Source organism: Hydrogenophaga intermedia (assembly GCF_023715105.1).
Lineage (GTDB): Bacteria > Pseudomonadota > Gammaproteobacteria > Burkholderiales > Burkholderiaceae_C > Hydrogenophaga > Hydrogenophaga intermedia_A.
Window position 1 is genome coordinate 53,948 of sequence record NZ_JAMBNO010000006.1, and the last position, 14,447, is coordinate 68,394.

Sequence of the window (14,447 nt, forward strand, 5' to 3'; positions counted from 1 at the left end):
TCTATGGGCAGCTGCGCAGCGACTCCAGTCGTTCAGCCGGTCCACCGAGTTCACGCTTTCGGCAGGCTACCGGTCACTGACTCGCCCGGACTTGATCCGACGAAAGCCTGCTCCGAGAAGCACGGCTATCCGCTGACTGGGCCGGTGGACATAAGCGAGAACATCGACTTGATCTCGGCGTCCGAGATTTCGCCAGCCGCTACCTGCGATCCGGTCTGTTGATATGGATCGCTGTCTTCTTCGCCCTCGCGCACTTCGAGAGTCTCGCGGCGACTTTGAATGTCTTGCATCAATGTCGGGCCAATTCGGACGTCATACGTCTTTGCTGCGGAGACAAGCTCTTCGAGGAACGTTCCGAGTTCTTGAGTGGATGAGATGTCGGAAAGTTTGCCCTCAATTCCACAGATGAGCCCTTGCAGCGCTTTGCGCGCTGAGCTGTGGACCACGCCTTCTTCCGTCAGTGGCTCAAGTGCGCTAGCAATACTGGTAATGTCGTCGATCGCCAAGTCATCACCAGCATTGGCAAGCATGTTTGCCGCTGCATTTGTCAGGGCTTCGCGGGCTGGAACAAGAAGTTCATCCGTCCGAAACGGGAGCCGCTTCAACTGCCGCAGAGAAAACAAGCACTCATAGAAATCTCCTGGCTCGATTCCCTGCAACATCAAATCGTTGACTACCTTGAAAAGAACAGCCTTGATATGGAGACCCGGCAAGTGTTCGCGCATCTCAAGAATGTGCCGCAGTGATGCGATCGCGGTTGTTCTGTTGTCGCCCTGGACGCGGACCATGGCGGCTAGCCACAGATCCTGTTCGCCGAATTGATCGCGACACTTCGCAATGTTTGTCCTGAAAAAACTCCATGCGCTTCTGAACTCGTAGATCGTCGAAACGGATCGCACAACGACGGGAAGCAGCTGGTCGTCGATGAAGACACTGCTCAGGAAATCACGAATGCCGGGATTCGCGAAGGAAATTTCTTGATCTCCGACCGTAACAAACGATCCGCTCAGTTCCTTCAACCCTGTCCGGAAACGTGAAACTGCATCCGACGAAGCGATCTGGAACCCTGCGTTTGCGGTGATTCGCTTGAACAGTTGCAGACAGAGATCCATTCCTACATAGGGGCCGGTAAAGAAGGTAGCCCACAACAGACATCTCGCATCTGCGCTCAGGTGCGATCGATACGGCCGCTCCCAGAGTTCCAAAGGGTTGTCCAAAACACGAAGGACAGTGGCCTGGATGGAATCGTCGCCTACAGAATAGTAGTCTGCGGAAGTCAGCAACTCGATCAAGCGGGGGCTGAAGTTGCGGTGGTCGATCATCGTCAGGAAGAAGTCACCGTCCAGGAGCTTAGCCTTTTCTTCATCGACCAGATCTGAGAAGTAAATGTGATTGAAGACAACTTTGGCTTTGATGATCCGTGTATAGACCCCAACGTTCAGAATCATTTCGCTTGCCTCCACTCGTGAAGACGAGAGCTTGTCCGACTGGATCTGCGCTTGGTTGAGCAGGTACAGCCTAGTTGTCAGGATGAAGCGAAGATCCTTGTTGTTTCGAAGTCGATCCAGGAAAACGGGCAGACGCTGATCCACCTTACCCAACAGCTCGTTGGTCAGACTGATCTGACCCAGGAAATCGTCGAGGAAGATGAGCCGCTTCTCGCCGGCTGTACTGACGGCCATAGCCTCCTGCAGGTCGTCCACGACAAAGACCTTCCAGTTCTGCTCCATGTGGAGCCAAAGCAGCATGCGGCCAAGGGTGGTCTTTCCGACACCAGGCTCACCCGTAATGATCAGCGCGCCGCGGTCCTCCAGGATTGCCTCCGCCTCGGCCACACTGGCGTTGTGCACGAACTTGGGAACAAGTTGCTTGATGCGGGCCAACTCGGCTTCGGTCCGGTTGTAGACCGCGCTGTGCAAGATTCGCTCAAGGACTTCCGTGCTAGTCAACCAAAGCTTGAAATGCTGACGCAGCACGTGTGGATGAAGGCCCAGAAGGTTGTTTAGGTCCTCGCGGCCTATGACGTCTCCGGCACTGACCGGCGTGGACGGCATCGCTTGAATGATTTTGCGCTTCAGTTCCGGGGTAAGCGATAAGGACGTGACCAGGATGTACCGGCTCGGAGCTAGCTTCAGGACTTTGCTGTCCTCCTTCATCACTGCCCGAAGAAGGCTTCTTGGCCCGCCCTCCACATGATGTTTGGCCTGCACTACGACATCCTGATCCGCCATAGCGAAGCGGAAGTCGATTCCACCATCCTTGCCAGGGCCGAAGCTCTCCATCGTGATGCCCAACTCCGCTTGCAGCAGGTCACGAACGAGCAGTTCGAAATCGATCGGCGACAGAGTGCGAAAGTCGTACATGTCGTCAAGCCTGAGTGGCCGAGATCAGGGAGTCCATATGGCGCTTGTCAGTCTCGGTGATGGCATCTATCAGGTCCTTGACCGCATGCTCGAGGTCGAAGATCAGTTCGTTGTTTCCGGCGAGCCGGTCCAGCGTGTTGCCGTGGCTGAAGTAATGGAAGATCTTCAGGATCCGCTTCGCACGCTCGACACCGAACAGAATCTCGGCTCGCTCGTCGACTTGTTCCGACTCTTTCGGCCCAGGAAGCCTGGAGTACGTATAGAGTTCGATGAAGCGCCTCATGGCGTTCGGCAACAGCATCAGTACTTCGTGGACGGTCTTGTCGGGTGCCTTGTAGAAGCGATGGATGACCTCAAACAGGAAATGGTATTCAGACTGATAGCGTGAGAGCGAGGCCGGCATGTCTTCCAGCGTTGAGGACTTCTCGGCAATCCTTCTGATCAGATATAGCCGCGCTCCTTTGTTGCTCGCCGCTGGCTTGATCTCTCTGAGCAGGTTGAAGAACTCGAAGTTGTGCGTGGAGATGAAAAGTTGCTTGCAGGTGGTCTGCCAAGGCGCGTTCTTGTCCTGCTGCTTGAAGAACAGCGCTCGGATGGCGGCGGTCACCTGAAAGATGTGATTGGCGTCGAGACTTGAGATGGGATCGTCGATGTAGACGATGGTCTCCTTGAATTCCGCGGGCTTGATTTCCTGTAGCTTTGTCAGGAAGTACGAGAAGGCAATGGCCGTTCGCTCTCCGTCGCTCAGGTTCTTAGCAACGGTCCCCGTCTTCCGGACTAGTTGAAAGCGGTCCTGGCCAGCCGCATCTTTGACGACCTGGATCTGAACGGCCTCGCTTCCCAGCATGGATGCCAGGCGTTCGTTTATCTTTTCCCGGCCTTGTTGTGCCTGACTGATCTGAGCCTGAAGACTACTGATCTCCGGCCGTACCCTTGCAGCATAGGCTTTCAGACGTTCGGACCGATTGGCGAGTCGAGTCTTCTTTTGCTCCAGGCCGGTGGTAGCTTGGTCGTCAACGAATTGCTGGACGTAGTGGTATCGGGCCTGTCTCGAAGCATCGGCTCTGGCCTTCGTGAAGTTCGAGGCCAACTCGTTGTTTTGCTTGATGACGAGGTTGACTGCGGCAGCGGCGTCCTTGATACCCTTTTCGAGGCCAGCAGCCAATGGCGTAGGCGTCATGGCCTTGCGGGGGTCATCCGCCTTGCGTTGCACTTCGTCTGCGAGTTTCCTTGCAGCTTGGTTGAATGCGTCGATGGCTGCGGGCAGCGCTTCAATGGCGGCGGTATAGGCTCCACGAAACTGAGCATTGAGTTCGGCTGCCTTGGGCCAACTCAGGCTGAAAACAGCCTCCTTCACACGCGCAAGAAGTCCATCCACCAGCTCCTTGTGGTCAGCCAGATCCTTCGAAAAGTGCACACGAAACGCTTCGAGGCGATCCTGGGATAGATCGTTTCCGCAGAACTCGCACGTTCCCGCGCCAGTGTGTAGGTTCAGGCCGCCGTGGACCCAGCGCTCAACGGCGGGATTCTCCTCAAGGTGTTTGATCGTGTTGGAGAAGCTCGGCGTTGCTGCCAGAACTGTTACGGCTTCCTTGTGGAGATCCTCGATCGACGGAGCAGCGCACAGTTCCTCCACCGTACTCGGCTTCTTGGAGTCAGGGGTCAGCGCGAGTTCGACGGCATCAGCGAGTTCCTTCTCCGAAAGAAACTGGGAGTCAAGAACGCCGACTGCGACGATGTCCTGGGCGAGATGTGTGGCCGTGTAGGGGTCAACCTTCAGATGTTGGCGGATGAACTTCGCAGTCTCGGTCTTGGCCTGCGCGATCCGCATCTTCAGTTCTTCGAACGTGCCGTCCAGTTTGCGCTGGACCTCCTCCGAGCGCTTGATCCGCTTGCTTAGCGCATCGATCTTCCTTTGGGCTTCCTCGGATTCCTTGCCGAGCAGCAGGATGGGGTTGAAGTTCCCGCCATCGAAGTGCAGATTGGCGCGGACGAAGTCCGAATTGAAGACCCGAACAGACAGATTGCACCGACTGAAGTTTTTCTCTGTGATCGAATCATCGGTAGTACCAAGCGTGAATTCGCATCCGGATAAATCTGGATTGGCCGCTTTGGTTTCAAGCTGAGCGAACAGTCGGGACAGGGTGGTCTTCCCGGAATAGTTCCAGCCGTAGATGAGATTCTTGATCCCGAAGTCGTGCGTGCCAGCGGGCTTGCTATAGCTTTGATAGACGCCGAGTCCCTTGATCTTCTCGATGCTCTTCAGCATGTCTTCTCTCTGATATTGGACTCAAGACTACCGAAATCGTCTGGAGACCCCACGTTGCGAAAGTGAAGGTTCGCTTCATGAGCTGTGCCAATGTTCATTGTGTACCGGCGAGCGTCGCACACCAGTCTTCATCGGTCATTCTCGATCACCGACCCCGCCAGCTTCGCTGCCAACACGCCCATCATGACTCCAGACAGCCTGTCAATCCACACTTTGCAGCGCACATAGACAGCCTGAGCGCCGTCAGACGAGAGAATCAAGGCGACAGTCGCGTACCAGCCTGCCTCGATGGCAAACACCAGTATGGCCACCAGTAGGTGGAACTCGATGCCGGGCGAGGAGGGAAGCAGCGCCGCAAAGACGCTGGCGTAGACGATGACGGTCTTGGGATTGCTGATCTGGGTGAAGAAGCCAAGCAAAAAGTGTCGCGTCGACGCAGTCGAGCGTCCGGTCGACAAGGGGATCTGGATCTCCAGCGGCTGTTTGGCGCCTTGCCAAAGCCGGAACGCGAGATAGCCGAGGTAGGCCGCTCCTGCCAGCTTCAACGCGGCGAAAACCTTGGGCGCTGCGGCGAGTGTTGCGCTCAGCCCGAGCAGAGCGCCCACAGCAAAGATCAGGCCACCCAGTCCCATGCCCAGCGCCGCTTGCAAGCCCGCGCGCCGGCCACCCGACGCTGCTGACCGCGCGACCATGATGAAACTGGGTCCTGGGCTGGCGGCTCCGATGAGCAGGGCGATGCCGATGGCAAGCAACGAGGCGGCTTCATTCATGTCGTCTGTGTGTTCTGGCGCTGAACCTCGGCGGCACTTTCCGCGGTTTTGTGCAAATCCGGCGGCGTTCGTTGCTGTCGAATTGCGTCCCATGCTGGCTTCGAGGCGCATCCTGTGCAACGAACATCCCAACCAGCAGTAGGACAAGGTTTCAACGCTGAGCTGCAAGCCGCGCGCAGCATTGCTCAGATCACCGGATTCAGGCCATGAAGCTCTATCGTGCAGCGGCGTTCTCATCAGGCGGCAAAGGCGGCAACCCGGCCGGCGTGGCCGTCTGCAGCAGGGCGCTTTCCGAATCGACCATGCAAGCCCTGGCGCGGGATGTCGGTTATTCCGAGGTCGCTTTCCTCCACCCGGAGGGCGGGTCGTGGCGGGTGCGCTACTTTGCGCCCGAGATCGAGATTCCCTTCTGCGGACACGCCACGATCGCGGCCGGGGCCATTCTCGGGCTCAACCACGGTGTGGGTCAGTACGACCTGAAGACCAACTTTGCCAGCGTTCCCGTGGTGGCTTCCATGTCCAGCACGGGTTGGATGGCCCGGTTCGTGTCACCCCGTACCTTCACCCGTGAGATGGCATTGACGTATGTCGAACGCCTGCGGGCTTGCTTTGGCCTGGTACCTGACGATCTTGACGCGGGATTGCCGCCGCGATTGATGAACGCTGGCGCCAACCATGCGCTCATCGCCTTGCGTTCCAGGCGTCGGCTCTCGCACATGGGCTATGCGTTCAACGAGTTGTTGCATGTCAAGCGAGAGCTCGATCTGGCTACCGTGACGCTCGTGTACCGTGAGAGCGACGATGTGTTCCATGCCCGAAACCCCTTCGCCGCGGGTGGTGTGTACGAAGACCCGGCCACTGGCGCGGCTGCTGCTGCGCTGGCCGGGTACTTGCGTGACCTCGGCATCAAACGCAGCGGATCGCTGCGCATCATCCAGGGCGAGGACATGGGCCGGCGCAGCGAAATCTTTGTCGACTACGACGCCGCACGCGGAACCGGTGTCCGGATTGCCGGTGAAGTGTCCGTGTGGGGAAGCAGCGAGCTCGATGCGCGCCTGATGGCTGTGGATTGACACCTGCCTCCGAGTGAAGGATCAAGCCCGCAGCATGCAGCAGTTGCTCATGATCGCGGCTGGTGGAAGACCACGGTCAGCACGCCCAGCATCACCGCGGTCACCCCGGCCAGGGTCGTGATCGAAGGGATCTCCCGGATCAGGAAGATGCCCAGCACAGCAGTGAGCGCGGGGCACAGCGCGCCGATCACCGCGGCACGCGTGGCGCCCAGGCGCTTCACGGCCTCCGAGAACAGCCAGAGTGCCAGGATGGACACCGCGATGCCTTGGGCGGCCACCTGGGTGATCACTTCCTGCATGGGGGCGAGAGCCAGCTTTGGATTCATCCACAGCAGGTAAACAGGGGTGAACGCGGCAGCAGAGACCACGTTGACGAGCGCTGTTGCCACCCAGGGCGAGACGCCCGAGTTCCGCTGCGAAACGGTGTATGCGGCAAAGAGGAAGCCGGCAAAGAGGAACAGGGCGTCGCCGCGCCACTCACCGGACTGGCGATTGAACACCACGGAATGGCCGCCGATGAACAGGATGCCCATCAGCACCAGCACCATGCCGTACACCTGCCTGCGAGACAGGTGCTGCCCATAGAGGGTGGACGAGAGAATCGCCACGAACACGGGCATGGTGCCGATCATCAGCGTGGCCACGTGCGACGCTGGCGCGTACTGCATGCCGGTGGACGTCGACAGCATGAAGGGCGCGCCCGCCCCCGTCACCATGGCCACCAGAAGCAATGGCCGAACGCCGCGCAGTTGATGGCGGCCGAGCCAGAGGACAGGCAGCAACAGCAGCCCGGACACCGCGAAGCGAAGAAAGGTCACGTCGCCTGGCCCCAGCGAACCGGTCACCGCGTGCCGGGTGGCGATAGCCCAGGTGGACCAGATCAATGCCGTCAACAGCCCGCATGCGACGCCGATACCGGTTGCAGAGAGCCACGCCACGGAGGTGGTGCCGGCGGCAGGTTGAAGTTGGGCCATCGCTTGGTGCCTGAAGAGGATGGCCCACTGTCGTTGGGAACACGGACTTCAGCAGGAAAGCTGTTGTACTCGCGTGGACGCAGATTCAGGTGCGCTTTGTGGACGGGTGCTGGCGCGGCTTGACAACGATGAGCACCAGGCCCATCAGGATGAGCGGTATGGCGATGAAACTGACGGCATCCAACCGTTCGCCTGCCATGGCGGCGCCGATGCCCACTGCGATGACCGGATTGACGAAAGCGTTGCTTCCGGCCAGCGGCGCGCTCACATTGCGGACCAGCCAGAGATAGGCGGTGTAGGTGAGGAGGGTGCCGAAAACGAGCAGGTAGGCCCAGGCCCACCACACCGACGCTTGATGCACAGCGGTCAGCCGCGCCACCGCGTCGCTTTCGAAGACGAGTCCCACGGCAATGCCGGCGAACCCGCCACTCAGCCACTGAAGCGCAGAGGCCAGTGCCATGGGGGGCATGTCGGACCGTCTCACCCAGTAGGAACCGGCAGCCCACAGCATGGGCGACAGGACGGCCATGCCTGCGCCCAAGGGAGCAACGTGAAGATTTTCGTCAAGCAGCAGCAGACCTGCGCCCGCGATGCCGAGCAGGATGCCGACCCAACCCATGGCGTGGGTCCGTTCTCCGCCCCAATGGGCGAGAAGCGTTAGCCACAGCGGCATGGTGGCGATGATGCAGGCCACCAGGCCCGTGGCAACCCCTTGCGCAATGGCGAGAACCGCCAGTGCAAAGCTTGCGAAGGACATGACGGTCCCGGCAACGATGCAGTTGATTGCCTGCCGCATGCTCAGTGTGCGCAGCCCCGAAGTGCCGGCAAAGACCAGCATGATCAAGCCCGCCGCGGCGAAACGTACCCCGGTCATGAAGACCGGCGGTATGCCTTGAACAGCAAGCAAGGTTGCGTAGTGGGTAGTCCCCCAGACCACATAGACGGTCAACAGTGCGAGGGCCACCTTCCAGCGCGCACAGATCGCCGTCATGCCGCTTCCTTGGGTAGCTCTTGCCGCTCGAATGACGGAAACGCCACGAACAGCTTGAACGCCAAGGCCATCGACAAGAGAACGAACAGGGGCGATGAACCGGGCATGGCAACGGCATAGGCGGGCCACGCCAACGCCAGCACAACGCGAAACCCGCCGGCGACCGAGCGGCTGCACATGGCACCGCCCACAGCCCCCAGGAACAGCAAGCTGAGTCCCATGGCGGCAGCGCCGGCAGGGCTGTCGGAGAGCAGCCATGCGAGCGCGATGACATGCCCCGCATGGACCAACTGGAAGCCGGCTTGCTTCAGTGGATCACGGTAGTGGCCTCGGTGCCACCGCTGAAGCGGGGGCAGACTGCAGGCGATGCAGCCGCCAATCAGATCGATGGCCAGCAAGGCGACTAGGGTGACGGCCCAATCGGCGGCGTCCCGGTGCGCAAGCACCTGCCCGCACAAAAGTCCTGCCATCAAGGCAGGGATGAGGATCAGGGCGATCTGGGCAACCGAAGCGCCCGTCCCGACGAGTCGATCCATAAGCGATGCGGGTTGGGAGGTGCGCATGTCAGTGGTCGCAAGGCGATGACGTTGTGACGCCGACGGTAGCCTTGCCGCGCGGTCGATACCTGAAATCCATGCGCTCCACCCGCGCGCTGTTTCCTCCCTGCACCCCGCCATCGCCATCCTTGAAGGCAGCGTGACGCGGTGGTTGCGAATTTCCTGTTCACGGCATACGCGCTCGGCACGATCCGCGGATGGACCACAGCACCGAGGATCAAACCCACCCGACGACGCCCGTTCACTTCGTTGGTCAAGTGCCCGTCGAGGTCAACCTGCCTGTCGGATCGGAGATCGAGTGCGTGGGGGGTCATCTGTGGTTCACCGTTCGACCACCCGACAGCAACTTCTATGTCGACGACAAGTTCCTGGTGACGGGTGAGAAGTTTCTGGCCACGCAGAACCTCCGGATCTGGGTCTCAAGCGTCAGGGGCGAGCCCGCGGGGTATCGGGTGAGGCCCGGCGTGCATCTCAGGTAAGGCAGGGCGCGCATCGCTGGCCTGCGTTGTCTCCCCTCAAGTCCACTGCGGCAAGTGGCTGCCGGGTGGCATGGAGGGCCTGGCCCACATGGCAGGTGTCTGTGCGAAGCGAGCGGCGTGCGTCGCAGCAACCAGGCGCCCGAATCCCGAGTCCGTGGCCTCCAGGAAGCACTCAATGTCTGGCTTGGCGCACGCGAGTCCGTTGGGGATGCGTCCCATGGAGCGCAACCAGTTCGCCGTCTGCGCCAGCGAGACGCGCACGTGCCACGAGCCGCCCTCCTGTTGCTGGCGGATGAGCGCCGCCTGGGCGCCCAAGGCCATCAGGTATCCACTGGCGTGATCCAGGATCTGCATCGGCAGCGCCTTGGGCGTATCGGACCCAGCGGCCTGCGCCTCAGCGTGGTTGAAGCCGGTTGCGGTCTGGACCAGCGAGTCGAATCCACGACGGTGAGCCCAAGGGCCTTCATGCCCGTAGGCGCTGAGCGACACGTAGACAATGCCCGGGCGCAGATGGGCAAGCCCTTCTGCGCTGAACCCCAGTGCGGCAAGCCCACCAGGCCGGTAGCCCTGCATGAACACATGGGCTTGCGTGCCGAGATGAGCCAGGCGTTTGCGGCCTTCAGGATGATGGAGATCGATCAGCGCTGAGAGCTTCCCTCGGCTGGTCTCTGCAATCACGTCCACGTTGGGGAGGTTCGGCGAGTTGATGAGCATCACGTCGGCGCCGTAGGCCGCCAACGTGCGCCCGGCGACAGGTCCCGCCAGGATGCGCGTCAGGTCAAGCACCCGGATGCCCGACAGCGGGCGCTCAGTTGCCTGCAGATCGGGCAATGGCCGCGGGTCCGCCTCACCGACCTTCTCGATCGTGTACAACGGAAGCCGGGCAACCGCCTTGGCCGGCTCTGACGCGTCCCACTCCTCGAACGATCGCAAGGCGGCCACGACAAGCCCGCGCTCGGCCGCCTTTTGTTCGAAGTCGAGCGCGTTGGTATGCGACAAGGCGGCGATCACATCGGCCCTGGTGGTGGTGTCATCGGCCCTCAGGCCCAGCAACGCCAGAGCGCCCTCGCGGTGGTGCCTGAAGTTGGCGTGAATGCGGACCCAGCCATTGCGCGCGTCCGGACCGCACGGGTAGAGCCCTGAGAAGCGGTCCCATACCTCGGGAATCACGCCATCCAGGCTCATGAAGTTGGTGCACTCCACTGCCGCATGAAGCATGTCGACCGACACCTGCTGGCGGCTGAGCCCGCGCACGTGCCGCACCTCCGCGGCGGCCAGGGCTGCGGCTGCAATGCTCGCCTGGGCCGCCGTGCCGACGGCAAACGACGACGGCATGACGGGATCGGACCCGCTCAAGGTCAATGAAGCCAGCGCGGACGGGGGCAGCCCGGCCTGACACCAGAGATCGGCGGTAACGGCGTTGGCAGGGGGTGGTACGGCGTTCATGGAGTCGATGTCGAGGGTCGGGATCGGGTCGTTGCCGTGCATGCAATCAATCCATCGTGACACCTTCAGCGGCGGCAGCAATGAAATTCGATTCCCGACCCGCGGCGTGCACTCCTGCGTCGCATGCGACGCATGGCCGCCGCGCGAAGCTGGCTCGCTGCCAGTCGCCGCGATTTCATGTGTGCGAAGTCTGGCCCCCCTAGGATTCCCTGCGATCGATACCAGCTCGGCGTTGCCTCCTTGTGCAGAGGGTGATGCAGCGTGATTCTGACTCCGTGTTCACCTTGCATGGGTGATCTTTGGCGGTGAGGGCTCCGGTCCTCACCGCTTTTTTTCCTTCGGATTTCCGCAAGCTTGCCTACCAAAGTTTCCGATGGTCTGAACAGGGCAGGGACCGAACAATGACGCCATGCCCGCCTCTGAATTCTTGTTCGCCGCGCTGGTGTTCGTGCTCGCCGGTATGGTGAAGGGCATCACGGGCATGGGATTGCCGACCGTTGCGATCGCGCTGCTGCCAGTCGTATTGCCCACCGGGCTGGCGGCATCGCTGCTGGTGGTGCCATCCTTGTTGACGAACATCTGGCAGTTTGTTCGGTCCCCCCGTTGCACGGTACTGCTCAAGCGTCTGGGCGGCCTGCTGGCCGGCGTGGTGCTGGGGGGCTTGCTGTCCCCGCTACCCAGTGTCTCCTCCGCCAGCACCCAGACCCTTGTGCTTCTCGGTGCGGCGCTGACGCTTTATGGCGCTGTCGGCCTGATCGGCTGGCGGTTTCCCCATCCCGGGCGGCACGAGTGGTGGGCGAGCCCTTTGGCCGGTGTGGCAACCGGCGCACTGACGGTGGCCACCGGGGTGTTCGTGGTGCCTTCCGTCCCCTACCTGCAGTCCCTCGACCTCGACAAGGAAGGCCTTGTGGGCGCGCTCGGATTGACATTCACCGTTTGCACCTTGGTGCTCTGGCTCAGTCTCGGCGTATCGACCACGGTGGTCGCGAGCGCGTGGTGGTCGCTGCTCATGCTTGGCCCGGCGTTGCTCGGGGTTTGGGTTGGCGGGGCCTTGAGAGGCCGTCTCAGCGAGCAGATGTTCAAGCGCTGCTTCCTCGGCACCCTGATCCTGCTGGGTGGCTACACAGTGGTTCGCGCATTGGGGGGCGCCTGAGCATGACCGAACTTGAGGCCACGGGGCGCGAACTGGAGAAACTCTACCGGTGTGCGTTGGGGCTGACTGCGCTGCTTGAGGATCTGGCGCCCGGCGATGCCGTCCCCGAGCGTCAGTGGTTCCTTGTGCACCAGTTGCTGCAGGAGTTGACCGACTCGGCCGACAGCGCGCGCGCTGGCCTGGTGCTGGCCACGCTGCGCCTGCCGCGACCCATGTCAGTGGTCACGCCCGAGGTCCGGCCCCACCTTGAATCCCACCGGTGGCCCGGGTAACAGGATTCCTGAGAGATCTGCCGTCGTTCCATACAGTGCCTGTGCATCCCCGCATTTCGAGAACAACACCCTCCGGGGTCACAGGCCACACCATGACGACGGTAAGCCCTCGACCGGGGGCTGATGCGACGCCCAGTGCCGACACCGCCCTGGTGATTCGACTCGGGCTGTCGCAGTTGGTGGCTTGGGGTGCGTTGCACTACATCATTGGCGTCTTTGGTGCCGACATCGCTCGTTCGATGGGTTGGAGCCCGGTGAGCGTGCATGGCGGCTTCTCCGTCTCCCTGGTGGTCATGGGTTTGAGTTCGCGGTGGGTCGGGGAGCGGATCGACCGGCACGGCGGGCGCCGCGCCATGTCAATGGGTTTCTGGATCGGGGCCAGCGGTTGTCTGCTGCTCGCGTCGTCGCGCGACATCGTGACCTTCTACCTGGCCTGGGTGGTGCTCGGCTTCGCCATGCGACTGTCACTCTACGACGCCGCGTTTGCCACACTCGTCAAGGTGAAGGGTATGCAGTCGCAGCAGTCCATGACGGTGATCACCCTGTTCGGCGGCCTGGCCTCGACCGCGTTCTGGCCGCTTGGTCACGCGCTGGCGTCCATCTGGGGCTGGCGCGGTGCCCTGGTTGCCTACGCAGTCATTCTGGTGGTTTCGTCGCTGCTCCTGAGGGCCATCCCGCGCGTGGCGACCGTGCAGGGCGCAGCGCAAACCGGTCCGGCCAGCAGCGAGCAGGTCTTGCCAGTGCCGCATGAAGCCGCCAAGACCACTGCCTATGGCCTGGGCGCCACCTTGATCCTGTTCATGCAGGCCGGCATGGCAGCGCACTTCATAGAGTTGCTGTCACGGCTGGGTTGGGCGATCGGAGCGGTGGTCGCCATGTCCACCATGCTGGGTATCGGTCAGCTACTGGGACGCCTCTACATGGTCTTCCATGGCCACCGGTTCCCCATCCTGTGGATGAACCTCTTGCCACCGAGCTTGCTGCTGCTGAGCTATGGCCTGTATTTCCATGGCGACCGTTCGCTCGTGATCGCCGGGGCCTTTGCGCTGCTCTACGGTGCCGGCAACGGCATTTCGACCATCACGCGGGGCGCGGTGCCCGTCGCCTTGTTCGGTGCCAAGGGCTATGGCGCTCGTGTCGGTCGCGTTCTGCGGCCGGCCTTCTTCGCATCGGCCGCGGCACCGATGGCCTTTGCGTGGACCATCGCACAGTGGGGATCACAGGCGACGGTGAGCATCAACGTCGTGTTCTCGGCCGTCCTGTTGGGCGCCGCAGGGGCACTGATTCACCTTGACAGCAAAACCAGGAGATCGGCATGAGCAAAGAGAAGCCAGGGACGGTGATCGTGACAGGTGGCGGCAGGGGCATCGGTGCCGAGGTGGTTCAGCTGTTTGCCCAGGCCGGCCACAACGTCTTGTTCACCTACGCCAGCAAGCCCCATCGGGCACAGGAGGTGGTGGACCGATGTGCGCCCTTTGGCGTGAAGGTGGTGGCCGTGCAGGCCGATGTTCGCGATCCCATGCTGGCCACTGCAGTAGTGGAGCAGGCGCAGAGGCTCTCCGCCGTGATCGGACTGGTCAACAACGCCGGCATCACCAGCCGTATCGGCTCCTTCCTCGATGTCGACATCGAGACCATGCGCGACGTTCTGGACGTGAACGTTCTGGGCACGATGGTGATGTGCCAGGCTGTTGTTCGGGATTGGGTCGCGCGGGGGGCGAGTGGCAGCATCGTCAACGTGTCTTCCATCGCCGCCACGCTCGGCTCGCCCGGCGAGTACATCCACTACGCGGGGTCCAAAGCTGCTGTCGAAGGGTTCACCATCGGGCTGGCCAAGGAGTTTGCGGACCGTGGCATCCGTGCCAACGTGGTGTCGCCCGGGACCACCGACACCGAAATCCATGCCCTCTCGGGCGAGCCTGGCCGGGCCGAGCGCGTCGCGCCGAAGATTCCGATGAGGCGGGCAGGGGACCCGCGCGAGATTGCGGAGGCCATTGCCTGGATGCTCTCGGACAAGGCTTCCTATGTCACCGGCGCGGTGCTGCGCGTCGCCGGGGGGCTTTGAGCGTCAGCGGGACGCAGACCCGGCGCGATGGTCGT

Annotated in this window: 13 protein-coding genes; 6 read left to right on the top strand and 7 right to left on the bottom strand. The window is 61.7% G+C overall.

The features are described 5' to 3' along the window. Positions 1 to 125: 125 nt before the first annotated feature. The 3 genes from M3149_RS06985 to M3149_RS06995 form a co-directional block, all read right to left on the bottom strand. Positions 126 to 2,363, bottom strand: a complete 2,238-nt coding sequence (locus M3149_RS06985) for a restriction endonuclease (protein WP_251708617.1) — start codon at positions 2,361 to 2,363, stop codon at positions 126 to 128. A gap of 4 nt (positions 2,364 to 2,367) precedes the next feature. Further along, entirely contained in the window at positions 2,368 to 4,632 is a 2,265-nt protein-coding gene (locus tag M3149_RS06990; RefSeq protein ID WP_251708618.1) for an AAA family ATPase, read from the bottom strand. Between the two features lie 128 nt (positions 4,633 to 4,760). After that, entirely contained in the window at positions 4,761 to 5,402 is a 642-nt protein-coding gene (locus tag M3149_RS06995; protein ID WP_251708619.1) for a LysE family translocator, read from the bottom strand. A 206-nt stretch (positions 5,403 to 5,608) separates the two neighbouring features. Here M3149_RS06995 and M3149_RS07000 point away from each other — a divergent pair, with 206 nt between their 5' ends. Continuing rightward, positions 5,609 to 6,475 carry a PhzF family phenazine biosynthesis protein gene (locus M3149_RS07000; RefSeq protein WP_251708620.1) on the top strand — a complete coding sequence of 289 codons (867 nt, stop codon included), beginning with the start codon at positions 5,609 to 5,611 and terminating at the stop codon, positions 6,473 to 6,475. Positions 6,476 to 6,522: 47 nt separating this feature from the next. Here the strand turns inward: M3149_RS07000 and M3149_RS07005 are convergent, their stop codons facing one another. From M3149_RS07005 to M3149_RS07015, 3 genes are all read right to left on the bottom strand, one after another. Further along, positions 6,523 to 7,449 (bottom strand): DMT family transporter, encoded by a 927-nt coding sequence (locus tag M3149_RS07005; protein ID WP_251708621.1) that lies wholly within the window; start codon positions 7,447 to 7,449, stop codon positions 6,523 to 6,525. An 85-nt stretch (positions 7,450 to 7,534) separates the two neighbouring features. Next, on the bottom strand, positions 7,535 to 8,440 hold the full coding sequence (locus M3149_RS07010; RefSeq protein WP_251708622.1) for an EamA family transporter: 906 nt from the start codon (positions 8,438 to 8,440) through the stop codon (positions 7,535 to 7,537). Further along, complete coding sequence (locus M3149_RS07015) at positions 8,437 to 9,003, bottom strand: hypothetical protein (protein ID WP_251708623.1); 567 nt, start codon at positions 9,001 to 9,003, stop codon at positions 8,437 to 8,439. Before M3149_RS07015 ends, M3149_RS07010 begins: the two co-directional genes overlap by 4 nt. A 191-nt stretch (positions 9,004 to 9,194) precedes the next feature. Between M3149_RS07015 and M3149_RS07020 the strand changes: the two genes are divergently transcribed. After that, the gene (locus M3149_RS07020; protein WP_251708624.1) at positions 9,195 to 9,476 is read left to right on the top strand and encodes a hypothetical protein; all 282 of its coding nucleotides are present in this window, start codon (positions 9,195 to 9,197) and stop codon (positions 9,474 to 9,476) included. A 36-nt stretch (positions 9,477 to 9,512) separates the two neighbouring features. Here the strand turns inward: M3149_RS07020 and M3149_RS07025 are convergent, their stop codons facing one another. Then, entirely contained in the window at positions 9,513 to 10,922 is a 1,410-nt protein-coding gene (locus tag M3149_RS07025; protein ID WP_251708765.1) for a CoA transferase, read from the bottom strand. A gap of 409 nt (positions 10,923 to 11,331) precedes the next feature. Here M3149_RS07025 and M3149_RS07030 point away from each other — a divergent pair, with 409 nt between their 5' ends. From M3149_RS07030 to M3149_RS07045, 4 genes are read left to right on the top strand one after another with little or no spacing between them, the layout of a single operon-like run. Then, complete coding sequence (locus tag M3149_RS07030) at positions 11,332 to 12,075, top strand: sulfite exporter TauE/SafE family protein (protein ID WP_251708625.1); 744 nt, start codon at positions 11,332 to 11,334, stop codon at positions 12,073 to 12,075. Positions 12,076 to 12,077: 2 nt separating this feature from the next. Next, positions 12,078 to 12,347 carry a hypothetical protein gene (locus tag M3149_RS07035; protein WP_251708626.1) on the top strand — a complete coding sequence of 90 codons (270 nt, stop codon included), beginning with the start codon at positions 12,078 to 12,080 and terminating at the stop codon, positions 12,345 to 12,347. Further along, positions 12,335 to 13,666, top strand: a complete 1,332-nt coding sequence (locus tag M3149_RS07040) for an MFS transporter (RefSeq protein ID WP_251708627.1) — start codon at positions 12,335 to 12,337, stop codon at positions 13,664 to 13,666. Before M3149_RS07035 ends, M3149_RS07040 begins: the two co-directional genes overlap by 13 nt. Further along, positions 13,663 to 14,412 (top strand): SDR family NAD(P)-dependent oxidoreductase, encoded by a 750-nt coding sequence (locus tag M3149_RS07045; protein ID WP_251708628.1) that lies wholly within the window; start codon positions 13,663 to 13,665, stop codon positions 14,410 to 14,412. Before M3149_RS07040 ends, M3149_RS07045 begins: the two co-directional genes overlap by 4 nt. The last annotated feature ends 35 nt before the right edge of the window (positions 14,413 to 14,447 follow it).